Raw genomic sequence first — 22,176 nt, 5'->3', positions numbered from 1 at the left:
CGGGAAGCCGGTCGATCATGACCGACTTCCTGACCAAGGTGCAGACGGTGGTGCCGATCACGGACGAGGCCCCCCCCGGGGGGGTGGGCCTGTCAGAAGGGGGTGGTCCTGGACAGGGGCCCCTTCTCTTTCTCCCGTCACGAATGCCTGGAACTGCCCTACGGCGACGACCATCCCCGGCAGGTCGAACTCAAATGCGCCCAGATGGGCAACACCACTCGGGCCATGCTGCGGGCCTTCTGGTGCGCCCTGTACATGGCCTTCGTGGGCATCCTGTACTTGTTTCCGTCGCGCACGGGATCGTCGGCGTTTTCCCGGTCGCGCGTTTCGCCGCTGGTGGAGCGCAACCCGGATTCCCTGGCCCGGTACGTCGTGAACACCGACTCAGTGGAGCTCAAGCAGGTGCGCGGCAAGAACCTGCTGTTTCGCGGCACGAAGTCCCTGGAAGGGCTGCGCTCCGACCCGGTGGACTTCGTGATCTACGACGAGTTCGACCTGTTCCCCGTGGGCATTGAGGCCGTGGCCCGGGAGCGCATGGCCCATTCCGACCACAAGTGGGAGCATTTCCTGTCCAACCCGACGCTGCCGGATTTCGGCATCGACCGGCTCTACCAGCTCACGGACCAGCGCCGCTGGCTGCTCAAGTGCCCCCGGTGCGGGGGCTGGACCGACGTGGTGGAGGAGTGGGAGGCGGCCGCCGCCCCCCGCGAGCGGGCCGTGCCGGACCTACTGTGGGAGCGCCGGGACGGGTCCGTGGACTTGCGCTGCCTGCGTTGCCGCGAGGGTGTGCTGGATCCGGCCCGGGGCGAGTGGGTGGCGCGCCGGCCGGCGGTGGAGGACTGGCGGGGCTACCAGTACAGCCAGCTCTATTCGCAGTACGTCAGGCCGGCCGAAATCCTGTCCCAGTACCGCACGACGCTCAACATGGGCGCGTTTTACAACTACAAGCTCGGCCTGCCCTACGTGGAGGCCGATTGCCGCATCACGAAGGAGGAGGTCCTGGCCCTGTGCGGTTCCCACGGCATCGGGGCGACGGATCCGGGGCCGTGCTGCATGGGCGTCGACCAGGGCAAGGGGCTGCATGTGGTGGTCGGTCGGCGCGATGGCTTTATCGTGCACGTGGCCGAGTACCGGGATTTCGAGGAGCTAGACCGGCTGATGGCGGCCTTTGGCGTGACCCGCTGCGTCATCGACGGCATGCCCGAGACCCGAAAGGCCCGGGAATTCGCCGGGCGCTTCCCCGGCCGCGTGTTCCTCAACTGGTACAGCCCGCATCAGAAGGGCGGCTATGCCTGGAACGAGAAGACCCTCCAGGTGTCGGTGAACCGCACCGAATCCATGGACGCCTCCCACACGGCCCTGTCTGCCAGGAGGCTGGCGCTGCCGCGCCAGTGCGGGCCGGTGGAGGCCTTTGCGGCCCACTGCGCCAATACGGCCAAGAAACTGGAAGAGGACGAGGAAACAGGCAGCAAGGCCTATACCTGGGTCAAGCTCGGGCCGGACCACTTCCGGCACGCCCTGAACTATTGGTGCATAGCGGCGGATTTTTCCAGCAACAGCTTTTACGCGGGGATGCAGCTGCGATGAGACTGGAAGCCTTTGTCGAGCCCTGGACAGGCCTGTCCCGGATTCGCGGCGTCGAAGAGGCGGGGAGCGTGGAACGCGTGACCGTCTTCAGCCGGGTTGTGGCCGGGCTGTGCTGGCCCAAGGGGACTACGCCCGGGGCGGTGGTGGCCCTGGCAGAGGAATTGGAGGCCGACCCCCTGGAAGGCTACCGGACCTTGCGGCTGGTGGATCTCATCCAGGAGGCGGACGTGGAGCGGTTACTCGGGCTGGCGGCCGAAGCCGCGCCCCTTGCCGGCAAATGGGCCGGGCGGTCGGCGGTGAGCGCCTGGGTGGGCGACCCGCAACATGTCTACGCCAAGCGGCTGCGGTTCCTCAACGAGCGCCTGCGGGCCGAGGGGCGGCCGCCCCTGCGCCTGCGGCCCGCCCCCGGGCTCGGAGCCGGGGGGCAGCTGCATGCGGACCTGGCCCCCTACCTGACGGCCAGGATCGTGGGGCGAAGCGCCCTGGTGCTGGGCCGCCAGGAACTGGTGGCCATGATCGAGGACGCCGGCAAGGACATCCGGCGGCCCATTGAGGATTTTCCGGCGGTGGCGGCGCTGATGTGGGCCATCGCTCACTGCGACGAGCGCAAGCCCGCGCTGGGCCGCGCGCAAACCCGGTCCGGAGTGGCCGATGGCAGGGCGGGGTACTGACAATGGATGAAAGGACGATGCTGCTCAACAAGGAAGAGATTTGCGCGGTTCTCGGGATTGGACGGCGACGGTTTATCCGCTACCTCAAAGAAGTGTCTCCGCCCATGCCGGTCCGATTTGACGGGTTTTCCTACATCGCGGACCGGGAAGAACTGCTGGCGTGGCGGCGGAAATTCACTAAAAAGGCAGAAGAATGAGGCTGGCCTTGATTGTCCGGGTCTTCGTGCGCATGGTTTTTTATGGCCCTTAAGTTCTTTGCTCAATGGGGTCGGCAGATGGTAGCCGAAAAGAGATTCGGGGTTACCCATTATGCTGTTCGACTTTGTGGGTTAAGAGCTATTATAAATATTGTTCAGCTGCCCAAACAGGTGAATATTCCATTTCTGCCTCTTTAATGGTTTTCATGAAAATTTTAGTATTCACTTTGTCATATATTTCATCCCAGGGGAGGACATAGATATAACCAAGAGTCTGATGGAATAAGCATTTAATTAGCGGATAGTTCGTATCGAGATAAAGCTTGTCGTAGCGTTGTACATTGAGTGAATAAGCGCACTGCATCGCTTTTAAGGTTAATGTTGTATTGGTGGCAATAATATTAATGATAACACCATGCTCTATGATCGGATGGGTGTTATGGAGTGAAATCCATAAGAGGCTATCCTCAAAGAATTTGAGGATGTGTTTTTGAGAAAGTGCTCCGTCGTCGCAATAATATTTACATTTAATGAAGATAGTTTCAAAATCATCATAGGCAATAATATCTATGTCAGAATCAATTTCATTTTTTTGGAGCCCATAATAAACAACGCAGTATCCCTTCTTTTCAAAAAGATGTCCAACATATCTTACGTAAGCAATGCTAATTCCGTCTTGGCTGAGACTGTCGAAATATTCGTTTAATTTAGCTTGTTCCCGTTCAGCGCAGGCATCGTATATTTCGAATGTCTTTTTCATTTATAGTGAATGTTTTTTTATTTAAAGTAATTAGCTCGTGCGCTGTAAAAAATAGATCAACATGCAGCTAATGGTCACACTCAGGCTGAGGATCCGTGGGTTGCGTTGGCTGGCCACAATTTGAAAACCGATACTGTCGCAACGTAAATCCTGTCAAGTCCCTTGGCTATCTTCCCCCGGTTGGCTGAGTTCCCGACCACGAAGCCCCATACCTCCACCGAAGACGGTCCACCCCACCCGACAGCCGGGGCCTCTTTGTTTTCTCCCACCTGCACATCCTTGCTGCCGGGTGTGGGCCGTATGTTCAAGACTTTGGCCTAAATATGGCCCACCCTCTTCGGGGGTTCTGAGCACCCGGCAGTGTTATTCTCGAAGGCTGCCCATCAGACAGGCCGTCCGGGCGGCCCAGGTCCCGCGGAGGCCATCCCGGCCAAGCCGGAACCGCCGTTGCCGCATCCGGCCGAGGATTGGCTGTCCTGCGCCAACGGCTACCTTTATTTGGTCTAAAACAACGCCATGCTGCTTCGCGACATGGACAAGACGCTGGATCACCTGCTTCTCTCTCAATCGGGTCTCAGCGGCCTTGATCGGATCATAACTTTCGCCGTGCGGGACATCGTCAGGCGTTGCAACCATTACCTGACTGAATTCGGCGGCAGCATCGAGCAGATGCGCGACGCCACCCTGGCCGCCATCGGGAGCACGTCTTCTTTTGACCCGCGAGAACTGTCCGAGCGCAAGGCCAATGCGAAAAGGCCGTCAAGGCACGCTGGGACAACGAACGCCAAAACAAAGCCGCCCCGATTCCGGTCAAGGCCCGGGAAACGCGTCCGACGTGAAAGGGGCTCCGGTATGAATACTTGTCAAGAAAAATCTTCCCTGCCACTTCCTATCATCTTCGGTACGCTCCCTTACCATTCCCCAACCACTCCATGTTATTTTCGGTACACCCGGCCGGGCGGCCGAAAAACGCGTGGTACGGATCGGTCTGCAAGGCAGGCCGCCTCCTGCCCCGCGCTCCTTCCGTTTCCGTCCCGGACATGGCGGCCGCCCCACGGAGGCCGCCATGTCGTTTTTCGGCGTCACCCAGGAGCAGATCCGCCAATTGTCCGAGGAAGCCGCCCATGTCCACGGGCTGCCGCCCCAGATCGTCTACGCCGTCATCCGGCACGAGTCGGGCGGCGGCAACGTCTGGGCCTGGAATCCCGAACCGAAGTACCGGTATTTTTGGGACTGCAGGCTGAAAAAGCCCTTCCGGGCCGTGACCGACGCGGAGATCGCCTCCGAACGGCCGCCGGCGGATTTCCAGGCCGCCGCCCGTGGCGTGGATCCGGACTGCGAGTGGTGGGGCCAGCAGGCGTCCTGGGGCCTCATGCAGATGATGGGCGCGGTGGCCCGTGAACGCGGCTTTGACGGCGCGTTTTTGAACGAGCTGCACGATCCTAAACTCAACATCGACATCGGCTGCCGGCATCTGGCCGGCTACGCCAAGCGCTACCTCGCCTCCCTGGGCTGGGAAGGGGTGCTGCGCGCCTACAACGGCGGGCCCTACGCCGCCACGCACAACACCAATCCCCAATATCCGCCAAAGGTGGCGGCCTTTATCGAGGGAGGGCTGCCCCATGCCTAAGCTCCTCGAAGGCCTGCGGCATCTGTTCAATCCGCTGCATGTGGCCTGCCGGCTCCAGGACTGGGGCCTGTCCCGGGCCACGGCCCGTCGGGCCTGCGCCGTGTGGGAGTGGTTCTACCGCCGGCCCCGGGTGGCCCTGGTGGCCCTGGCCACGGCCCTGGTGCTGTTCTGCTGTCAGGCGGCCCGGGCCGGCCATGCCCGTCCCGAAAAGCACTACCAGGCGTTGTGGTGCGCCGAAGCCGGCGGAGCCCTGGAAACCACGCCCCGCCCGGGCCTGCGGGTGGACTGCGAAACGGCCGACCATGCCGTGGAATTCGATTTCGCGGCCAAGTGGGCCGAAGCCGTGGGCCAGTCCCTGGCCTATGCCGGGGCGACGGGCAAGCGGGCCGGGATCGTCCTGATCCTGGAGCGGCCCGGGGACAGCCGATTCCTAGACAAGCTGCGCTTCGCCATCGCCTCGGGCGGCCTGGACATCGACGTCTGGGCCATGGGGGCCGGCGTGGAGGTGGGCCATGGACGTTAAAGCGCTATTGCTTGGCTATCTTAAGTCCAAGACCGCCTGGGGGGCGGTGGCCCAGTGGCTGCTCAGCGCCGCGCTCATCGCCATGGACACGAGCCAGCCGCACCGCTTCTGGTGCGGTTTCGACGACAGCCCGCCGCTGTTGATTCCGGTAAGCATCGGGCCGGCGCTCTTCGCCCTGGGTTCGGGCTTTTTGTGGCTGGCGCTGTGGGGCCGCAAAACAGCCCGGGGGCCCATCGGGCCGGCGACGTCGCCGCCCGGCCTCTGCCGCCGGCCGTCCTATCCGGACCGGCTACTCGAGGCGTTGCGCGAAAGCGGCGACGGCCTGGGCCGCCGGGTGGCCCAGGCCCTGGAAACGGCCGAGGGCCAAGGGGAGGGCGGAGCCTCGGGCCAGGCGGCCCAGGCCGCTGCCGTCTTCGGGCCCGAGGCTCTGCGCTGGCCCGGGCCGCCGCCCGCCGCCAGCGCCGACCCCGGGGCCGCAGGAGGCAAGCCGTGAAGATCCTGTCCATTGACGGCGGCGGCATGAAGGGGTTGCTGCCGGCCTTGGTGCTGGCCGCCTTTGAGAACGCCATCGGCCAGTCGATCAGCCGGCACTTTGACCTCATTGCTGGCACCTCCACCGGCGGCATCCTCGCCCTGGGCCTCGCGGCCGGCCTGCCGGCCATGCGGCTGGCCGAGTTCTACCTGGAGCGCGGGCCGGCCATCTTTTCGCGGTCCCTCAAAAAACGCCTGGCGTCCCTTGGTGGCATGGCCGACGAACTCTACGACGCGGGCGAACTCGAAGTGGCCTTGTGGGAAGTGTTCGGCGACCGGATGCTGTCCGACGTGGAAACCCGGGCCATGGCCGTGGCCTACGACATCGAGATGCGCGACCTGGCCCTGTTCACCTCCTGGGGCGGCGGGTTCTACCGCATGGCCGACGTGGCCCGGGCCACCTCGGCCGCGCCGACCTTTTTCGAGCCCTGCCGCATCAAATCCCTTGGCGGCTTGGAGCGGGCCTGCATCGACGGCGGCGTGGTCGCCAACAATCCGGCCCGTCTGGCCCTGGTGGCCGGGCTGGCCCTGGGCGCGCCGCTGTCGGCCGTGCGGCTGGTTTCCCTGGGCACGGGGCGGTGCGAAAAGCCCATCCTGCTGGAGGCGGCCCGGTCCTATGGCCTGGCCCAGTGGGCTCCGCGCCTGCTCGACGTCATGTTTGCCGGCCAGGCCGAGCTGGTGGACATGGACTGCCGGGCCACCCTGGGCGAGGGCTATCTCCGGCTGCAGGCTGAGCTGCCCGAACCCGTGGCCATGGACGCAACGGACGCCAAATCCCTGGGCGTCCTCAAGCTGGCCGCCAAGCAGCTGGCCGGGAGCCCCGAGGCCGTACGGGCCCTGGAACTGGCGGGGGCGGCCTGATGTTCGGGCTGGTCTGGGACCACCTGCTCGAAGTTGGCCGGGACCTGCTGGTCGGCTGGCTGGGCAAGACGATCTGTTCCACGATCCTGGCCGTGGCCTGCAGCCTGCTCGGGGGCTGGGACAGGCTGACAAGCGGCCTGTTTCTTTTGTGGGGCTTTGACTTCGCCCTCGGCTTCACCCGGGCCTGGATCGACGGCTGCCTGTCACGGCGGCGCTTCCTGCGCGGCCTGTCCAAGTTCTTCCTGTACGCGGCGGCCATTTTCGCGGCCGTGACCCTGGATTCCATGCTCAATTTCAAGGCCGGCGGCTGGCTGCACTTCGACTTCCGGGCCGGCATCATCCTCTACCTCGCCATAAACGAAATGCTGTCCATCATGGGGCACTTGCGGGCGCTCGGCTGCCCGCTGCCCCAGGCCATCGTCAAACGCCTCACCGACTACCGCGACGGCGTGGCCTTCACCTGCCGGCCGTCCAAGGAACGCCGCGATGGCTAGCGAAAGACTGGCCCTGCTGGCCTCCAAGCTCGCCAAGGAGTTCCGGGATGCCCAGCGGGCGCGGCAGCCTTGGGAAATGAAGTGGCTGGAGCGCTACCGCATGTACATGGGCGAGTACGACGAGGCCGTGGCCAACAGCTTCAGCGCAAACGCCAGCAAGCTGTTCGTCAACAAGTGCCGGGTCAAGGTGGACACCATCGTGTCCAGGCTCATGGAGATCCTGTTTCCCCAGGCCGGGGACCGTAACTGGTCCATCGAACCCACGCCCGAGCCGGTGCTGGAGCCGGCCATGATGGATTTCATCGCCGGGGTGCGCCGTGCTTATGGCGACGCCGAAGCCGTGAAGTTCCTCCAGGACATCGCCAAGCAGCGCTCCGAAGCCATGTCCCGGGTCATCGCCGACCAACTGGCGGAAAGCCCGGACCATGTCGGCTACCGCGCCACCATCCGGGAAGTCATCCTGGACGGGGCCATCTACGGCATGGGCATCCACAAGGGGCCGTTGGTGGACGAGCGCAAACGCCGGGTCTGGACGGCCAAACTGGTGGCCGAGCCGGGCGTCGACGGCCGGGCCATCCAGCGCGAAGCCTGGGTGCTCGATACCTCGCCGGTGGAACGCCGCCCGTATTACCGCCGGGTTTCCCCATGGTCATTTTATTGGGACCAGTCGGCCAACCGCCGGATGGGGGATTGCCGGTACGGCTACGAAGAATACCGGATGGTGTACGGTGATGTGCTGGAGCTGGCGGGCCGGACCGGTTTCGACGGCGACGTGGTCAGGGCCTATCTGGCGGAAAAGCGGGACGGCGACGCCACGGAGTACGACTTTGAATCCCAGCTGCGCAGCATCAATGGCGGCACCCCGGAACCCCAACTCCAAGGCCGCTGGCGGGTCCTGGAGCGGTACGGCTGGCTGCGCGGCGACGAATTGGAGGAGTGCGGCGTCGACCTGGGCAACGATCCGGTCCAGGCCGACTATTTCTGCAACGTTTGGATGCTTGGCGGCAAGATCATCAAGGCGGTGCGCGCCCCGATCCGGGGCGTGGAATTTCCTTTCCAGATTTTTCCCATGTTCCGCGATGACTCCAGCCTGTGCGGCCTGGGGGTCACGGGGGTGTATCGTGACGCCCAGTCTGCCATAAACGCCGTGGTCCGGGCCATGATGGACAATGCCCGGATGTCCCTGGGCCCTATCGGCGGGGTCAACGTCCCAGCCCTGCAGCAGACCCTGGACGCGGACAACATCCGTGGCGGCACATGGCTCAAGTTCGATACCGGCGAGGACATGAGCAAGGCCATCACCTTTTGGCAGGCCTCGAGCCACACCAGCGACTACCTGGCCCTGGCCAAATACTTCGACGACATGGGCGACGAGCTGACCGTGCCGCGCTGGGTGCACGGCGACGGCAACGTTTCCGACGCCGCGCGCACCCTGGGCGGCCTGTCCATGCTCATGAACGCCATGAGCATCAACCTCGCCGAGATGGTCAAGATCTTCGACGACGAAGTGACCTCGCAGTTCGTCACCGCCCTGTACCACTGGAACATGGACTTCAATCCGCGCCCGGACATCAAGGGCGATTTCTCGGTGGTGGCCCGGGGGGCGACGGCGCTCATGTCCAAGGAAGTGCAGTCCCAGCGGCTCATCCAGTTCATGACCATGTGCGCCTCGAATCCGCAGTTCGCGCCCATGCTGGACGTCAACAAGGGGCTGCGCCAGGTGGCCACGTCCATGCAGATCCCGGCGGACATCGTCTACGACCAGGCCACGGTCGAGCTCAACCAGGAACGGCAGATGGCCATGCAGGTGCGGATCGAACAGGCCACCAAGCTCGAAACGCTCCTCAATTCCATGAACTCGCGCGGCATCACGCCGGATGCGGCCTTGCAGCGGATGTTGGCGGAAGCCCTGCAGGGCATGGCCGTCCAGCAACCCCAGCCCCAGCAAGCCCCGGCCGCCCCGGCTCCCGGCGACTTTGGCCTGCGCGTCGTGGCCTCACGGCCGCCGACCGCCGGCCTGGGGCTTACGGAGGCCGCATGAGCAAGCTTGTGAGCATGGCCCGGACGGCGGCGGAGCGGAAGACGGAAAGGAAAGGGCAGGCCGTTGCCTCGCGGGACGGGGAAAAGTTCCCGTGGGGATTGGGCCTTTCCTTGGACGGCGGATCGCTTCGGAAGCTCGGCCGCTCGGTCGGCGATTTTGTCGTGGGGGAAACCGTGGAACTGGCCTGCAGGGCCCGGGTGACGCGGGTCAACAGCACGGCGGACCAAACCGGAGACGAGTCCAGCGTCGTGCTGCAGATCGAGGCCCTGGGCGTGGAATCTCCTGAGAGCAAGCGGGCCGAGGCGATCCGGAAGGTTTATGGCCGCAGCCAATAGACAGGAACTGCTCCGGCGGATCCACAGCCAGGCCGGGCCGGTGCTGCATGACGTGGTGGCACTCATCGATTTGGGCATCGCCCAGTATTGCCGCCAGCTCGAATCCTGCGCCGAAGAACAGGTTCGCAAGCTCCAGGGCCAGATCATGGCCCTGCGCTGCCTGCGCCAGGAGCTGTCAGGCAGCAAGGGCCTTTGGGAAGCATCCGGCTACCCCGGAACAGCATAACGGCACCTCGAAAGAGGCCCGGTGTCCAGGCCCGCCCGACGGCTCCTGGAATGACGGAGGAAGTCATGGAAAAGCAGGAAGAACGAGACGCGGCGTATGCCGCTGCCGTGGCGAGCACCTACGGCGACCCCGAGGACGGCGGCGAGGTTGCCGCCGGCGGCCCCCAGCCTGGAGCGGAGGAGCCCGCCAGCGAGGCCGGACTTTCCAGCCCCCCGGAAAGCGGCGATACCGCCGATCCGGTGGCCCCCCCGGCCGAAGCCGGGGAAGGCGGGCCGGCCGCGCCGGACATCGACGGCGACCAGGGCGGCGAAACGTCCGGTGTGCTGCCCCACGCCCTCACTATGTCGGGACGGCTACGCGCCACCAAGGAGGAGCTTGCCGCCCTCCGGGCGGAGCTTGAGGAACTGCGGGCCGCCAGGCCGGCAGCGCCGCCCGCCGGGCCCGGCCAGGAAGTGCCCAAGGCCGTGGAGATCCCGGAAGCGCTCAAGGGCGACGCGGCGGAGTTCGACGAACTCGAACCGCAGCTTGCGCCGCTGTTGCGCGATCCCGGTTCCCTGGGTGCGGCCTTGCGCAAGACCCTCGACAAGTTCGGAGCCGTCCCGGCCGCGCAGCAGGCACGGTTAGCCGTGCTCGAACACGAGCTCGCCAGCCTGAAGCAGGCGCGGGCGTCCGAAACCAGCTCAGCGGCGGCCCAGGCCCATGTGGAGGCCATCGTCTCCCAGCATCCCGAGGTGCGCGGCCTGTTCGGCAACGATCCGGTCGAACGGATCCGGTCGCGGCAGTTCAAGGACGCCGTGGAGCTGTGGGCCCTGGAGACCAAGAAGGACCCCCAGGACAGGGACGCCGCCCTGGCGGTCCTGGCGCGCGGCAACGCCAACGACGTGAACCTCTTGCTTTCCGAATACAAGCAATCCCTGGCTGCTTCCCGTTCCGCCGAACTCGGCGACGACGCCAAACGCCGCGCGGCCCTGGCCGGCGGCGTGGACAACAAGCGCGGCGCAAAGCCCAGGGCCACGCCCCGGGACGCGCGCGCCGAAGCGATTCAGGCGGTCTACGGGAGCTAACGAGGTCTCGCCATGTCCAACCTGATGACCAAGAGCGAACTGCCGGACTCGGAAGAAGTCCACCTGCACAAGCCCTTTCTGGAACGCGCCAAGTTCAAGATGATTCTGGGCAATTTCGCCTATGTGATCGAGATCCCCCAGAACAGCAGCATGACGGTCAAGGCGCGGCGGTATCTGTCCATTCCGGTGGTCCGAAAGCCCCTGTCGGAAGGCGTCACGCCCGAAGGCCTGAACGTCACCCTGGAAGACATCTACTTCACCCTGGAACAGTACGGCAACTGGCTCGGCTTTTCCGACATGGTCGAGCTGACCCACAAGGATCCGGTGCTGCAGGAATTCGCCGGCCTGCTTGGCGAACACGCGGCCGAACTCATCGAGCGCGTGCGCATTTCCCGCCTGATGGCCGGAACCAACGTCTTCTACGCCAACGGCGCTTCCCGGTCGGCGGTCAACACCGTGGTCACCAAGGATCTGCTGCGCCGGGTGGAGACCGCGCTTGTGGTCAACCGGGCCCAGCGCCACACCAGGATGGTCCGGAGCACCACCGCCTACGGCACCGAGGCGATTCCGCCGTGCTTCGTGGGGTTCTGCCATCCGTACATGGCTAACGACATCCGCGACATCGACGGCTTCATCCCGGTGCACAAGTACGGGAACATCTCCCCCTGGGACAACGAGATCGGCATGGTGTCCGGCATCCGCTTCCTCCTCGAAGACCTGTTCGAGCCCTTCGCTGATGCCGGCGGCGCGGTATCCGCCGGCCTGCTCTCCACCAGCGGCACCAATTGCGACGTCTACCCCATGCTCATTTGCGGCAAGGACGCCTTTGCGGACGTGCCCCTCAAGGGCTTCCCCATGAAAAACGCGGACGCCAGCGGCGACATGATCCTGCCGGTGAAGCTGCTGGTGCTCAAATCCGGTGTGGCGCGCGACGGCGACCCCATCGGCCAGCGCGGTACCATGGGCTACAAACTGGTCAATGCCGGCGGCATCCTCAACGATCCCTTTATGATCCGCGTCGAAGCGGCGGCTAGCTTCTAGCCCGGGCCGCGATCAGCCAAGGAGGCCAACATGAGTCTGCAGGGTTTTTTCAAAGGGTTCCCTTCGGAGGCTGCGGCTGCCGTGCTGGAGGCCTCGCGGGACGGCGCGGCCAGTGATCCGGGCCTATCCATCAAGGCCGCCGGCAGCGCCGACGCCATGACCTCGGGGTTTTCGTTCCGGCTGGGCGGGCGGATCTACAGCAAGGCGGCCATCGCCACGTTGTCCCTGGCGGCCCTCGGGGCCGTGGCCGCCGGAGGGTCCAGGACCGCGTTCATAACCATCAAGGCCGACGGAACCGTGGCCGTGGCCGTGGTTTCGCCGGACAGCCACGGAGTGGTCAGGATCCCCAAGCCTGCGGCCGGCAGCTGCCTGTTAGGGGCCGTCACCGTGGCCAACGGTTCCGGCGCGACGTTTACGGCAGGCGTCACGGCCCTGGACGCCGCCGGCCTGACCGTCACCTATGTCGGCCTGTCCGGCTGCGTGCCGGGCGAGGCCCTGTAAGGAGGCAGCCCAATGGCCAACACCAACGACGCCAGCGCCGCCGCCACGGCCGGGGCCACCGAAACCCGCTATCGGGTGGTGATCAATCCCGAAAAAGGCCCCGGCGGGGGCAGCAACATCGATCTGTTCGTCAACGGGTTCCGCTGTTCCCTGGAACGCGGCCGGGAATTGCAACTGACCGCCGCGCAGCTGGAAGTGCTCGAAAACGCCGAGACCCAGGGGTATTCCATGGAGATTGCCGGCGAAATGCACGTCGCGCCTTCGGTCAAGCGCTACTCCTACTACGTTCGGGGCACGGTGGAGGTCCCGCTGGCGGTGGCCTCGCCGGAAGCGGCCGATCCTGCCAGCGGCGGGGAACACACCGGGGGCAACGGTTTTGCTGCTCCCTGACCTGCGCCAGGCGGCGCGGCGGCCCCTCCAGGACAGTTCCTTCGAGGATGAGGAGCTGGACCTGTACGCCAATGAGGCGTTGCGGCTGGCGGCCTCCCGGGTGTTCCTGCCCGATCTGGAGGCCGCAGCCGCCGTGGCCGTGCCGGCCGGAGCCGCTGGCGCGGCCTTGCCCGGCAACTTCCAGAAGCATCTGTTCGCGGCCGTCGGAGCCGACGGCCGCAAGCTCATTGTCGTCACGGCCCCGGCGGACATCCGGCGGCTCGATCTGGAGCGGCAGGCGGCCGGGGCCATCCGGCATGTGGCCCAGGCCGGCAACGGCCTGCGCGTCTGGCCTGCGCCGGTGGCCGGGGAGGCCATCCGCCTCAGCTACTTCCGGCTGCCCCGGACCATGGCGCAGACGTCGGGTCCCGTGGCGTTTCGCGCCGCTGGCAGTCTGCTGTCGGCCGATGCCCCGCGCTTTGACCGGTTCCGCTTCGGCGATGCGTTCACGGTGTCCGGCAGCGCCGCCAATGACGGCGCGTACACCGTCGAGGCGGCGTCGGACGCGTGGTGCCGGGTGGCGGAGGCGGTGACGGACGAAGCGGCCGTCCTGGTCAACATCGAAGCCAAGGCCGTGGAAGGGGTGCCGGAATACCTGCACCGCGACGTGGTGCTGCCCGGACTCCTGGCCCGTGCCTTCGACAGCCGCGAAGATGCTTTCGAGGGCAAACGCAATGCCCTGCACTACCGGGCCTTGTTTGAGGAAGGGCTACGGGCGCTCAAGCTGGACATCGTGTCTTCGGGTTGGCGGCCGCCGCCTGCCGGGCCATCGGGAACCAGCCAGAGGCTGTTGGCATGATGCGCCTGGCCTTCCGCGTCTTTCGCGGCCTCGATACCGTGAGCGATCCGCAATCCGTGGCCTATGACCGGCGAAGCGGTGCGTGCGCCCTGGCCGTGGCCACGGACGTGGAGATCCTGGACAGCGGCCGTCGCCTGGCCCGCCGGCCGGGGCGCGTGAAGGTGGCGGACGGCCATTGGCGCGACGGTTGGAACGCGCCGGACGGCACGGCCTATGCCGTGGTGGATCACGTGCTGTGCGAGGTGCGCCCAGGGCCGGCCACGCGGGATCTGGCGACCCTGGCGACGCTGGGGCCGGTACGGTTCGCGGCGCTGGGCGATCTGGTCTTTTGGGACAACGGCGTGGAGGCTGGGCTGATCCAGGACGGGCAGGCCGTGGCCTGGGGCGGCAAGCTCTTCCCCGTGGCCTCCGAGGCCGGCCGGCATGTGTCGCCGGCTCCGGGCGGCGGCGTGCTGGCCGGATTCGCCGGCCGGGTCTGGTGGGCCGACGGCCGGGATCTGCGCTACACGGCCGGGGCCGGGCGCTGGCATTTCTACAAGACCGGGGCCGGCTCCATCCCCATGCCGGCGGACATCGCCATGCTGCGGCCGGTGGACAACGGCCTGTATGTCGGCACGGCGCTGGGCGTGTATTTTCTGGCCGGCACCGATCCGATCAAGGGGATGCCTCGCCTGCTGGCCAGCCCGGAGCCGGTGACGGCCGTGGGCAGCGACGTGGCCGTTCGGGCTGATGCCCTTTCATCCAGGATACCGCCGGCGGCGGCCTGCCTGTGGACGTCGCGCAGCGGCATCCACGGCGGCCTGGCCGACGGCGTCGTTCTCAACCTCACCCATTCGCAGGTGGCCATGGACGCGCCGGCCTTGCGGGCGGCGGCGGTCTGGCTGCCGTCCACGCGGCGCTACGTGGTCGTGCTGCATCCGTAGGAGGGAGCCATGGGGGTTCGACTCTCGACCGGGCTGCGTAACGGCATCCTGGCGACCGGCAGCTTCAAATCCATCTTTAATAACGGCGTCATCCGGGTGTTCGCTGGTTCGCAGCCGACCAGCGCTGACGACACCGAAGGGAGCAGTCCCCTGTTGGAAATCACGGTTTCCTCGGGCGTGTTCACCCCCGGTTCGACGGATAATGCCTTGCAGTTCGGCGACGCCGCCGCCGGATCAATGCCGAAGTTGTCGTCGCAGGTCTGGTCAGGCCTGGGCCTGTTGTCCGGCACGGCGGGCTGGTTCCGGCTGTACGCCAACGACCGGACCACGGGGCCGAGCGCGACCGCGCCGCGCCTGGACGGCGTGTGCGGCACGGGTTCAGGCCAGCTCAAGCTGGCTTCCACGGCCATTGTCGCGGGGCAGACCACGACCGTGGACAGCTTCGACGTTGTGACGCCGGCCTCCTGAACTGGCCTTATGCGCAGGACGACCCCATGGATAGGCATGACGACGTTTCGCCGCTGCTTCCCGACAGCCAGGACTTGATCCGGTTTCCGGATCAGGATTGCTGGTCTTTGACAGGGGATTGGCAGCGCGCCGTCATGTTCCGTGGGGCCGCCCGGCAACTGAAAGCTGGCTTGGTCGCCAGTTCGGGGGACCTGGCCATTTGCTCCGCAAGCCGTCAGTACGACGACGGCACCGTGATCGAGGTTCACAAGGCCGGGAGCATTTTTCAGCTGCACATCCATTGCCCGGTGGGACAGATAGTCGCCGGCCAGTTTGCGCCGGAACTCGTGCCGACGCTGTCGGGCGGGCAGTTTTTTTGGGTCCCTGGGTGTTTTGCCCGCTATGGCTTCCAGGAAGGGCAGGAACTGCACAACGAGATTCTGCTGAAGGCTGGAAGCCTCGACGGCGATACGTCAAACGAGGGGTTTGGGACCGTCTTCGAAAATCTGGATGACGTCGGCCTGCCGCCTCCGGGGACTTCGCCGGATGGTTCCATTTCCCGACGCTACCGGACGTGTTGGTTGGAAGGTGTGGGGCCGGATTCCGGTGAGTATTATTCGCAGTTTAAGATGGCCTCTGCCCATATTCCGGCGAAGGGATCGTTCTCCATCTCCTGCGTCGTGCGGCTGCGCGAGCCGATCCAGATGGACTACTCGTTTCAATACCGCACTGCGGAACTCGGTAACGGCTACACCGTCTGGAACCCGATCAAAGCGCGCTTGCTGACTTCGGAAGATGGCGTCACGTGGTCGTCGGCCTGCCCCGGGAGCCTTGCCCCGCTGGTCGGCTACAAGATTCCTTCCCGGTTTTCAAACCATTGGGCCAACTTCACCTATCCCTGGCCGAGCTTTAACGACGATTTCGTAGCCGGCGTCAAAAAGCAAATAGGCTGCCGTGAGATCGGAAGCGTATGTCCGGATGAACCGCTGCTGGCATCGGAATATGACGCGGCCTCTCCGTATTGGGACAAGGTGACGACCGGTGACCTTGAAACGCTGAACGGCGATTTTGTGTCGAGCTGGTCTGAAAATGCCGAGGTACAAAATTCAGCGCCCTATGCCTCTTACTTCAAGTTCAAGGTCGAAGGCGATCACGGCAAGGCGGTCGGAACGCGGGCTGTTGCCTCGCTTGATGACGGCGGAAAGAGGTATGCCACTGTCTATTCTGTTGAATACGAGCGCAACCAGGATAATTCGATTAAGGCTACTATCTTCACTCTGAAAGACTACCAGTACAAGCGGTTTGTGGCAGACGCTCGGCCGGACGTGACGTTTGGCATGCAGCCATTTCCTGTTGCGCACCCGGAAGGCTACATTATCGGCATGAACATTATGGGGCTGTGCTGGTTTAATGGAGATAGAATTATTGCCGGAAAAATTTGTGATTTTGAAAGTGAGTACAACTTAAATACTGTTGTCTCAGAGCCATTAGGTATTGGGTTTTGGCATCATGTTTTAATGACATACGATGCAGAAGGAAATGTAAATCTGTATGTCGCCAGGCTCGGTGAAAAAATGATCAATTTGAAATCTGGAATCGCATCGACTGGAACGTACGTCAATATGGACGGATTTGGCCGGGGTGTAAAAATAATGGTCGGCTCGGATAGTTGGGTGTTGGCTCCAAAAGCAACAAGTCCTGAATCAGAAGAAGTGGCGGAGTGGGTGTATTCATCTTCCATGGATATCGGCCTGCTCCGATTCTATCACCGGGCGCTGTCCAAAGCGGAGGCGCAGTTGCTGGCCATGGAAGTGCTGGACGGGGTGTTCGTGGCGGATGACCAGGAGGCCGGCCAGCTTGTGGCGGCCGGCTATGTCCCGATCACGGTGTAAGGGTGGTTTGCATGTCCATCATTGACGAGCGTTGCACGTCCATCGGCTGCCTGAAGCCCGGATCTGCCGGCGTCTCGGACCGTGAGGCGTTGCTGGCGGCGGCCGGCGCCCACCGCTTCAACGAACTGTATGTGCCGCAGCCGCCGGCCCGCCTGGGCTGGTGCCAGAACGAGCGGGGCATCTATGTCGGCTGCGGGCGGGGAGACGACCTGCGGCCGCTGGAAATGGAACCGCCCGGGGATTCAGGTTATGGGCCGCTCGGCGTCTACGACGTCGTGGAGGGTATTCGCGGCACGCCCGCGTTCGTCCCTCGGACGGTTTATGAAGAAGTGCCCGAAGAGGGCATCTACGAGCGCAAGTTCAGCCAGTACATACGCGCCAAGGGTGTCTTCCGGGGCGGGGTGCTGCACATGCGGCTTGTGGCGAAGATGCCGGATTTCGGCGCGCGGTATCCTGAAGACGATTACACCAACGAGGTCCGTTTTGTCTTTTGGCTGACGAACAACGCCTTCGGCGGCGAAGGCTTCAACCTGTTCACCTGGGGCGACATGGGGTGCGTGGACGTCAGGGCGGGAGGCGTCCAGGTGCATAGGCAAAGCGGGTTTGTCTTTCCAGATGGGCGTTGGCACGCCTATGACCTGTTGATTTATAAGAATTTCACTTCGCGCCTGTATGTCGACGGCACGTACAGATGGACAAGCGGCGCTTGGGAGTCCGGAGGTGAAGTGTTGTGGGATGGCCTGCTGATTGATCCGGAGATGCAGATGTATTCCACGACTCGGCCGGACGCGGCGTTCACCATCCAATCGTGTTCGCTTGAGGTGTACGATGCAGTTTGAGTACCCGGCCTCGGCGCACTGCGACTTTGCCGATTTCCCCGTTGCCCTGGAGGTCCGGCTCGGGGCCAGGGCCGGCGAGGCCGTGGCCGGAGCCAGCTGCGGCACCCGGCTCTGGCTGGCCCAGACGCCGCACAGCGGCTTTGTCCAGGGCGTGCTGTCCCCGGGCAGTCCGTTGCCCGATCTGGCCATGATCTATTCCGACACGGGCAGCGACAACGAATTTTCCCTCAAGCTATCCTTTGACGGATTCACGAGCTTTTACCGCGAGACGGCGCTGGACACGACCCTGCGTTTCAACGTCTGCAAACACCTTGTCCGGCATGACGCCGAGGGCTACAGCGATCCCTTTGTCGCGGCCGTGGATTGCGCCACCGGCATCGCCGCTTCCGAAAGCGACCCCGTGGCCTTCGCCGAAGCGGGCAGCGTCCGCGAATTCATCTATTCCAACCAGTTCGATCCTTTGCCGCAGTATCTCTACTTTTTCGGGCAGTGGTATCTGTTCGTGCATCAGACCGTCATCAAAATCGTTTCCGCATCAGGGGAGTTGCAGACCCTTCAGTACATCAGCATGCCGATTTGGTCCGTGCGGCATCCGTATTTCGTGGTGACCCATGGATAATCTCTTCGAGTTCTTCGCGTCCATCGAAGGACTGGCGGCCGTCCCGGCGTCTGCCGGCGACACGCTGCCGCTGTTGCTGGTTGATGGCCGGGGAGGGGCAACCGGGAGTGTGTCTCTGCCGCTCTTTGCGATCGAGGGGATTTCTTTCGGCCTGGATACGCCCATCGACAGCGGGGCCACGTCGGCGGCCGTCGTCAGCCTGCTGCAGCAGGGCCATGACACGCTCATCCAGGCGGCGGCGCGGATTTGCGCCTACGACGACAATGACGACCAGCGCGCCATTTCCGTGGTCTATTTCGTCTCCAATCTCCTGACCTACGTGCAGGACGGTTCCGGCATCGGCGACCGCTGGACCGGTGCGGTGGCCACCTGGAAGCGCAAATACGGCGACTGCGAGGACGGGGCCTTCCTGATCCATGCCTTGCTGCTGGCAGCCGGGGTCGATCCAGGCCGGGTGCGCACGCTTTGCGGCCGGGCCCTGTCCACGGACCTTGCCGAGATCGGCCATGCCTGGGTCATCTACCGCCGGCGTTCGGACGAGGAGTGGATTCCTCTTGAGTGGACCAAGCAGCCCTCGCCCTATGACGTGACGGCGGACCAGATCAAGCGCCAGCTGGACATGCGGGAGACGTACACGCGCATTACCCATGTCCTGACCGCGACGTCTTTCGCGGCTGTGGACTCGGCCGGCTATTACGCCCAGCTCGCCGTCAACCGGGCGTCCGGCGCGGTCTCGCTGCCGCTTTTCCAGTTGTCCGCAACGACCGGCAACCATGCCGAAGGCGAGATCGAGCTTTTTCGGGATTTCGACGGCGGGCTGACCCTGGCTGTGGAGGGTCGGGGTGGGGCGCGCGGCGCTGTGGGCCTGCCGCTCTTTGGTATTTCCGGCACGGCTTCCCAAGCCAATACGGCCACGGGCGACGTGGCGTTGCCGTTGTTCTCGGTGGACGGCCGGGGCGGCGCGAACGGGGAATGCGCGCTGCCGTTGTTCGATGTTTCCGGCCGCTGCTGCAATGCCGCGCGCGGCTCCGTGACGCTGCCGCTGTTCCGCATCAACGCGGCGGCCGACCACGACAACCTGGCCAATGGGAAAGTGATGCTGCCGTTGTTCGTGGTCCGGGGCCACGCCGTCCAGGACAACCGCGCCCGGGGCGAGGTGGTGTTGCCGCTGCTGGGCATCCGGGGGCGGGGCGCGCAAGGGCCGTCTGCCCAAGGTTTGGTCACGCTCCCCCTGTTCCAGGTCGCCGGCACGGCGCATCAGGAGTCCGTGGCCCGTGGCGAGATCCTCCTGCCGCTTTTTGAGGTGCGCGGGCACGCCGTCCAGGGCGTCCCTGGTTTTTCAGCGGTCCTTTCCCACGATCCTTCGAGGTGGCTATGAACACGCTTTGTCTGGTCTACGCCGCCGATGCCGGCGCGGCGAGCCAGTTCACCAACCAGCCCTTTACGAGCTTTCTGACGCTTGGCGGCCTGGTCTACGGCACCACGCCGGACGGGCTGTATCGGGTCGGCGGCGACGACGACGCGGGCGAACCCATCTGCCCGGTGGTGGAGGGGCCGCGCACGGACGGCGGCGACGACGCTTTCAAGCGGGCGCGGTCGGCCTCGATCCTGGGCAGCGGCCAGGACAGCCTGGCGCTGTCGGTGCGCCTGGGCGACGGCGAGTGGCGCGAGGCCCTGCGCACCGGGCGCGGGGCGTTCTCCCTGCGCGGCGGCGGCGGCGGCCCGGGCCGCGAGGCGCAGTGGCGCATCGAGGGCGACGGCGGGGATTTTGCCGTGACCGGCATCGACCTGGAACTGGAGTCCCTGGGCCGACGGGGAAGGGGGTAGCCGGTGGCTAGCAACGACGCCAGTGGAGCGATTGGGACGATCCAGCAGAGCGCGATGCAGTACCAGCGCGACATGTATCAGGCTGTCAATATGGCGATGGCGCGTCTTGGCTCGCTGTTCATTGTCGGCGGCTACCCATCGGTTGATGTGTCAGGCGAGCCGGACGGCGTGTCGTTGACGCAACGGCCGGGCGCGCCTGGACTCTCTGCGCCCGTTGTCGCCGGGCCGGTCGCGCCGGATGTTCCGGCGCTGGTGGAGCCGTCCATTACGGACGTCGAGGTGCCGATCTTTTCCGGTGAAGCGCCGAAGCTGAACTTCCCGGGGTTTGACGACCTGACGTTGCCCGAGGCTCCTGGACCCGCGCCGACGGTGGCCGATGTGGCTTTGCCGGCCGATCCTGACGTGGAGCTGCCCGAGGTTCCGGTCTTCGAGGCCGTGGACATCCCGGCCCTGCCGTCGCTCATCCAGCCGCAATTCGAGGGCGTGCGGCCGGTGCTGCCCGACATGGAAACGCCGGGGCGGGTATTCGTCTACGAGGAAGGGGCATTCGAGTCCCCGCTGTGGACGGCCCTGCGCCAGCGGTTGCTGGAGGACCTGGAGAACGGCGGCGACGTGGCCGCGATCCTGGAGACGGGCCGGGTGTTCGAGCAGCAGGAGCGGTGGGTGGTCGCCGAGCGGGAGCGCCGCAAGGAAGAGATCGTGGCCGAGTATTCGGCCATGGGCTACGAGCGCCTGCCCGGCGAGGCTCACGAGCGCCTCCGGCTGGTGGAGCTGGACGCCGAGAAGTCCCTGGAAGGGCTTCTCAATACGATTTCCGCCAAGAAGGCCGATCTGTCGGTGCAAAGCCGTCAGTTCGCCGTGGAAAAGGCCCTGGCCGCCGTGGTGGGCGTGTGCCTGGACGTGTTCAACAAGGGCAATGACCGCGCCCTGGAGGCGGCCAAGGCCACGGCGCAGTTCGCTTATCAGGAAGTGGACGCCCGGGTGGCGCTTTTTAACTGCCAGGTGGCGGCTTTTACTGCCGAGGCGGCCGTGTTCGAGGCGCGCATCCGGGCGGCCCTGGCCGATCTGGAGGCCTTCAAGACGGCCATGGAGGGGGCGCGGATTCGCGGCGAGCTGCGCCAGCAGGACGTGGCCCTCTATGTCGCCAGGGTCCAGGCCGTGGGCGAGATTATCGGCATTTACAAGGCGCGCATGGAAGGCGCGGCTGTGGCCGCCGAGGTGGATAAAGCGCGCATCCAGGCTTTTGAAACGACCGTCCAGGCCTACATCGGGCAGGTGAACGCGGTGACGGCCCAGGTCAACGCCCGGGTGGCCCGGATCACTGGCGAAAAGGCCCGGGCCGAGGCGTTTGAAAGCGAGGTGCGGGCCTACCAGGGGCAGGTGGAGGCGGCCGGGGCCGTGGCCAGGATCGGCGAGATCCGGGCCAACGTGGCCGGCCAGCTCAACGCCTCGCGGGTGCAGCTTTTCACGGCGAAAACCCAGGCCTTCCAGGCCGAATGGCAGGGCCGGCTCGGGCAGGCCGAGGCGCTTTCCCGCCATGCCGCCAACCAGGTGGCGCTGTTTCAGGCCGAGGTCAGCGGCGTGTCGGCCGAGAATCAGGCCAAGATCCAGCAACTCGTGGCCGAGGTGCAGAAATGGCAGGCCAGGCTGGACGCCTCCCTCAAGGAAGCCGGGCTGGAGCTGCAACGCACCCAGGCCCAGGCCGATCTGCAAGGCCGAGGACTTATGGCCGCTGCTCAGGTGGCCGGCCAGGGCTTCGCAGCGGCCGGCAGCATGGTCCACGCCGCCGTGTCGCTAGGGTCGAGCTGGTCGGAATCCGTGTCCGAAGCCAAGAGCGTGAGCGAATCAACCAGCGAGGTCAAAAGCACCAGCACGGCGACGAGCAGGGCCACCAGCGAATCCACGAACTATAACTACACGGCCAGCGTTTAGGGGGTTG

25 protein-coding genes are annotated in these 22,176 nt (G+C 65.0%); 24 read left to right on the top strand and 1 reads right to left on the bottom strand.

Annotated features, from left to right (window positions below; translation table 11 throughout):
- Positions 1 to 102 precede the first annotated feature (102 nt).
- The 3 genes from DMR_RS12010 to DMR_RS12000 are packed head-to-tail and all read left to right on the top strand — an operon-like array spanning position 103 to position 2,455.
- The gene (locus tag DMR_RS12010) at positions 103 to 1,587 is read left to right on the top strand and encodes a phage terminase large subunit family protein (protein ID WP_015861186.1); all 1,485 of its coding nucleotides are present in this window, start codon (positions 103 to 105) and stop codon (positions 1,585 to 1,587) included.
- Positions 1,584 to 2,258, top strand: coding sequence for a hypothetical protein (locus DMR_RS12005; protein ID WP_015861185.1), 675 nt, complete (start codon positions 1,584 to 1,586; stop codon positions 2,256 to 2,258). The genes DMR_RS12010 and DMR_RS12005 overlap by 4 nt, the downstream gene beginning before the upstream one ends.
- Before the next feature lie 17 nt (positions 2,259 to 2,275).
- Entirely contained in the window at positions 2,276 to 2,455 is a 180-nt protein-coding gene (locus tag DMR_RS12000) for a hypothetical protein (protein WP_081429672.1), read from the top strand.
- A 142-nt stretch (positions 2,456 to 2,597) separates the two neighbouring features.
- Here the strand turns inward: DMR_RS12000 and DMR_RS11995 are convergent, their stop codons facing one another.
- Complete coding sequence (locus DMR_RS11995; RefSeq protein ID WP_043600601.1) at positions 2,598 to 3,215, bottom strand: hypothetical protein; 618 nt, start codon at positions 3,213 to 3,215, stop codon at positions 2,598 to 2,600.
- 1,066 nt (positions 3,216 to 4,281) lie between these two features.
- Between DMR_RS11995 and DMR_RS11990 the strand changes: the two genes are divergently transcribed.
- From DMR_RS11990 to DMR_RS11890, 21 genes are all read left to right on the top strand, one after another.
- Positions 4,282 to 4,845 (top strand): transglycosylase SLT domain-containing protein, encoded by a 564-nt coding sequence (locus tag DMR_RS11990; RefSeq protein WP_148208424.1) that lies wholly within the window; start codon positions 4,282 to 4,284, stop codon positions 4,843 to 4,845.
- Positions 4,838 to 5,368 (top strand): hypothetical protein, encoded by a 531-nt coding sequence (locus tag DMR_RS22440; protein ID WP_015861183.1) that lies wholly within the window; start codon positions 4,838 to 4,840, stop codon positions 5,366 to 5,368. The genes DMR_RS11990 and DMR_RS22440 overlap by 8 nt, the downstream gene beginning before the upstream one ends.
- Complete coding sequence (locus DMR_RS11980) at positions 5,358 to 5,861, top strand: hypothetical protein (protein WP_015861182.1); 504 nt, start codon at positions 5,358 to 5,360, stop codon at positions 5,859 to 5,861. Before DMR_RS22440 ends, DMR_RS11980 begins: the two co-directional genes overlap by 11 nt.
- Positions 5,858 to 6,760 (top strand): patatin-like phospholipase family protein, encoded by a 903-nt coding sequence (locus DMR_RS11975; RefSeq protein ID WP_015861181.1) that lies wholly within the window; start codon positions 5,858 to 5,860, stop codon positions 6,758 to 6,760. The genes DMR_RS11980 and DMR_RS11975 overlap by 4 nt, the downstream gene beginning before the upstream one ends.
- Positions 6,760 to 7,254 carry a phage holin family protein gene (locus tag DMR_RS11970; RefSeq protein WP_015861180.1) on the top strand — a complete coding sequence of 165 codons (495 nt, stop codon included), beginning with the start codon at positions 6,760 to 6,762 and terminating at the stop codon, positions 7,252 to 7,254. The genes DMR_RS11975 and DMR_RS11970 overlap by 1 nt, the downstream gene beginning before the upstream one ends.
- On the top strand, positions 7,247 to 9,295 hold the full coding sequence (locus tag DMR_RS11965) for a portal protein (RefSeq protein ID WP_015861179.1): 2,049 nt from the start codon (positions 7,247 to 7,249) through the stop codon (positions 9,293 to 9,295). The genes DMR_RS11970 and DMR_RS11965 overlap by 8 nt, the downstream gene beginning before the upstream one ends.
- The gene (gene gp10 / locus DMR_RS11960; protein WP_015861178.1) at positions 9,292 to 9,630 is read left to right on the top strand and encodes a capsid staple protein; all 339 of its coding nucleotides are present in this window, start codon (positions 9,292 to 9,294) and stop codon (positions 9,628 to 9,630) included. Before DMR_RS11965 ends, gp10 begins: the two co-directional genes overlap by 4 nt.
- A complete protein-coding gene (locus DMR_RS11955) occupies positions 9,614 to 9,856 on the top strand; it encodes a hypothetical protein (protein WP_015861177.1) in 243 nt (80 codons plus the stop codon). Before gp10 ends, DMR_RS11955 begins: the two co-directional genes overlap by 17 nt.
- Before the next feature lie 65 nt (positions 9,857 to 9,921).
- On the top strand, positions 9,922 to 10,920 hold the full coding sequence (locus DMR_RS11950) for a hypothetical protein (protein WP_043600598.1): 999 nt from the start codon (positions 9,922 to 9,924) through the stop codon (positions 10,918 to 10,920).
- 12 nt (positions 10,921 to 10,932) lie between these two features.
- Positions 10,933 to 11,961 carry a N4-gp56 family major capsid protein gene (locus DMR_RS11945; protein ID WP_015861175.1) on the top strand — a complete coding sequence of 343 codons (1,029 nt, stop codon included), beginning with the start codon at positions 10,933 to 10,935 and terminating at the stop codon, positions 11,959 to 11,961.
- 30 nt (positions 11,962 to 11,991) lie between these two features.
- The gene (locus DMR_RS11940; RefSeq protein ID WP_015861174.1) at positions 11,992 to 12,462 is read left to right on the top strand and encodes a hypothetical protein; all 471 of its coding nucleotides are present in this window, start codon (positions 11,992 to 11,994) and stop codon (positions 12,460 to 12,462) included.
- A 12-nt stretch (positions 12,463 to 12,474) separates the two neighbouring features.
- The gene (locus DMR_RS11935; RefSeq protein ID WP_015861173.1) at positions 12,475 to 12,852 is read left to right on the top strand and encodes a hypothetical protein; all 378 of its coding nucleotides are present in this window, start codon (positions 12,475 to 12,477) and stop codon (positions 12,850 to 12,852) included.
- Positions 12,839 to 13,690: a hypothetical protein gene (locus DMR_RS11930; RefSeq protein ID WP_015861172.1), complete on the top strand. Its 852-nt coding sequence runs from the start codon at positions 12,839 to 12,841 to the stop codon at positions 13,688 to 13,690. Before DMR_RS11935 ends, DMR_RS11930 begins: the two co-directional genes overlap by 14 nt.
- Entirely contained in the window at positions 13,687 to 14,613 is a 927-nt protein-coding gene (locus tag DMR_RS22435) for a hypothetical protein (protein WP_052278989.1), read from the top strand. The genes DMR_RS11930 and DMR_RS22435 overlap by 4 nt, the downstream gene beginning before the upstream one ends.
- Before the next feature lie 9 nt (positions 14,614 to 14,622).
- Entirely contained in the window at positions 14,623 to 15,081 is a 459-nt protein-coding gene (locus tag DMR_RS11920) for a hypothetical protein (protein ID WP_015861170.1), read from the top strand.
- A 26-nt stretch (positions 15,082 to 15,107) separates the two neighbouring features.
- The gene (locus tag DMR_RS11915) at positions 15,108 to 16,952 is read left to right on the top strand and encodes a hypothetical protein (protein WP_015861169.1); all 1,845 of its coding nucleotides are present in this window, start codon (positions 15,108 to 15,110) and stop codon (positions 16,950 to 16,952) included.
- Between the two features lie 11 nt (positions 16,953 to 16,963).
- The gene (locus tag DMR_RS11910; protein WP_015861168.1) at positions 16,964 to 17,791 is read left to right on the top strand and encodes a hypothetical protein; all 828 of its coding nucleotides are present in this window, start codon (positions 16,964 to 16,966) and stop codon (positions 17,789 to 17,791) included.
- Positions 17,781 to 18,410: a hypothetical protein gene (locus DMR_RS22430; protein WP_015861167.1), complete on the top strand. Its 630-nt coding sequence runs from the start codon at positions 17,781 to 17,783 to the stop codon at positions 18,408 to 18,410. Before DMR_RS11910 ends, DMR_RS22430 begins: the two co-directional genes overlap by 11 nt.
- A complete protein-coding gene (locus DMR_RS11900) occupies positions 18,403 to 19,788 on the top strand; it encodes a transglutaminase-like domain-containing protein (RefSeq protein ID WP_015861166.1) in 1,386 nt (461 codons plus the stop codon). The genes DMR_RS22430 and DMR_RS11900 overlap by 8 nt, the downstream gene beginning before the upstream one ends.
- Entirely contained in the window at positions 19,785 to 20,237 is a 453-nt protein-coding gene (locus DMR_RS11895) for a hypothetical protein (RefSeq protein ID WP_015861165.1), read from the top strand. Before DMR_RS11900 ends, DMR_RS11895 begins: the two co-directional genes overlap by 4 nt.
- A 90-nt stretch (positions 20,238 to 20,327) precedes the next feature.
- Positions 20,328 to 22,169, top strand: coding sequence for a hypothetical protein (locus DMR_RS11890; RefSeq protein ID WP_232502780.1), 1,842 nt, complete (start codon positions 20,328 to 20,330; stop codon positions 22,167 to 22,169).
- Positions 22,170 to 22,176 lie beyond the last annotated feature (7 nt).

Source organism: Solidesulfovibrio magneticus RS-1, from assembly GCF_000010665.1.
GTDB lineage: Bacteria > Desulfobacterota > Desulfovibrionia > Desulfovibrionales > Desulfovibrionaceae > Solidesulfovibrio > Solidesulfovibrio magneticus.
Note: the sequence above shows the minus strand (reverse complement) of the source record. Positions and strands in the feature narration are given on the sequence as shown.

What these genes read in the sequence shown, in the direction of transcription:
- DMR_RS12005 (WP_015861185.1), top strand. Translation starts at nt 1,584, where the DNA reads ATGAGACTGGAAGCCTTTGTCGAGCCCTGGACAGGCCTGTCCCGGATT.
- DMR_RS12000 (WP_081429672.1), top strand. Translation starts at nt 2,276, where the DNA reads ATGCTGCTCAACAAGGAAGAGATTTGCGCGGTTCTCGGGATTGGACGG.
- DMR_RS11995 (WP_043600601.1), bottom strand. Translation starts at nt 3,215, where the DNA reads ATGAAAAAGACATTCGAAATATACGATGCCTGCGCTGAACGGGAACAA.
- DMR_RS11990 (WP_148208424.1), top strand. Translation starts at nt 4,282, where the DNA reads ATGTCGTTTTTCGGCGTCACCCAGGAGCAGATCCGCCAATTGTCCGAG.
- DMR_RS22440 (WP_015861183.1), top strand. Translation starts at nt 4,838, where the DNA reads ATGCCTAAGCTCCTCGAAGGCCTGCGGCATCTGTTCAATCCGCTGCAT.
- DMR_RS11980 (WP_015861182.1), top strand. Translation starts at nt 5,358, where the DNA reads ATGGACGTTAAAGCGCTATTGCTTGGCTATCTTAAGTCCAAGACCGCC.
- DMR_RS11970 (WP_015861180.1), top strand. Translation starts at nt 6,760, where the DNA reads ATGTTCGGGCTGGTCTGGGACCACCTGCTCGAAGTTGGCCGGGACCTG.
- DMR_RS11965 (WP_015861179.1), top strand. Translation starts at nt 7,247, where the DNA reads ATGGCTAGCGAAAGACTGGCCCTGCTGGCCTCCAAGCTCGCCAAGGAG.
- gp10 (WP_015861178.1), top strand. Translation starts at nt 9,292, where the DNA reads ATGAGCAAGCTTGTGAGCATGGCCCGGACGGCGGCGGAGCGGAAGACG.
- DMR_RS11955 (WP_015861177.1), top strand. Translation starts at nt 9,614, where the DNA reads ATGGCCGCAGCCAATAGACAGGAACTGCTCCGGCGGATCCACAGCCAG.
- DMR_RS11950 (WP_043600598.1), top strand. Translation starts at nt 9,922, where the DNA reads ATGGAAAAGCAGGAAGAACGAGACGCGGCGTATGCCGCTGCCGTGGCG.
- DMR_RS11945 (WP_015861175.1), top strand. Translation starts at nt 10,933, where the DNA reads ATGTCCAACCTGATGACCAAGAGCGAACTGCCGGACTCGGAAGAAGTC.
- DMR_RS11940 (WP_015861174.1), top strand. Translation starts at nt 11,992, where the DNA reads ATGAGTCTGCAGGGTTTTTTCAAAGGGTTCCCTTCGGAGGCTGCGGCT.
- DMR_RS11935 (WP_015861173.1), top strand. Translation starts at nt 12,475, where the DNA reads ATGGCCAACACCAACGACGCCAGCGCCGCCGCCACGGCCGGGGCCACC.
- DMR_RS22435 (WP_052278989.1), top strand. Translation starts at nt 13,687, where the DNA reads ATGATGCGCCTGGCCTTCCGCGTCTTTCGCGGCCTCGATACCGTGAGC.
- DMR_RS11920 (WP_015861170.1), top strand. Translation starts at nt 14,623, where the DNA reads ATGGGGGTTCGACTCTCGACCGGGCTGCGTAACGGCATCCTGGCGACC.
- DMR_RS11915 (WP_015861169.1), top strand. Translation starts at nt 15,108, where the DNA reads ATGGATAGGCATGACGACGTTTCGCCGCTGCTTCCCGACAGCCAGGAC.
- DMR_RS11910 (WP_015861168.1), top strand. Translation starts at nt 16,964, where the DNA reads ATGTCCATCATTGACGAGCGTTGCACGTCCATCGGCTGCCTGAAGCCC.
- DMR_RS22430 (WP_015861167.1), top strand. Translation starts at nt 17,781, where the DNA reads ATGCAGTTTGAGTACCCGGCCTCGGCGCACTGCGACTTTGCCGATTTC.
- DMR_RS11900 (WP_015861166.1), top strand. Translation starts at nt 18,403, where the DNA reads ATGGATAATCTCTTCGAGTTCTTCGCGTCCATCGAAGGACTGGCGGCC.
- DMR_RS11895 (WP_015861165.1), top strand. Translation starts at nt 19,785, where the DNA reads ATGAACACGCTTTGTCTGGTCTACGCCGCCGATGCCGGCGCGGCGAGC.
- DMR_RS11890 (WP_232502780.1), top strand. Translation starts at nt 20,328, where the DNA reads ATGGCGATGGCGCGTCTTGGCTCGCTGTTCATTGTCGGCGGCTACCCA.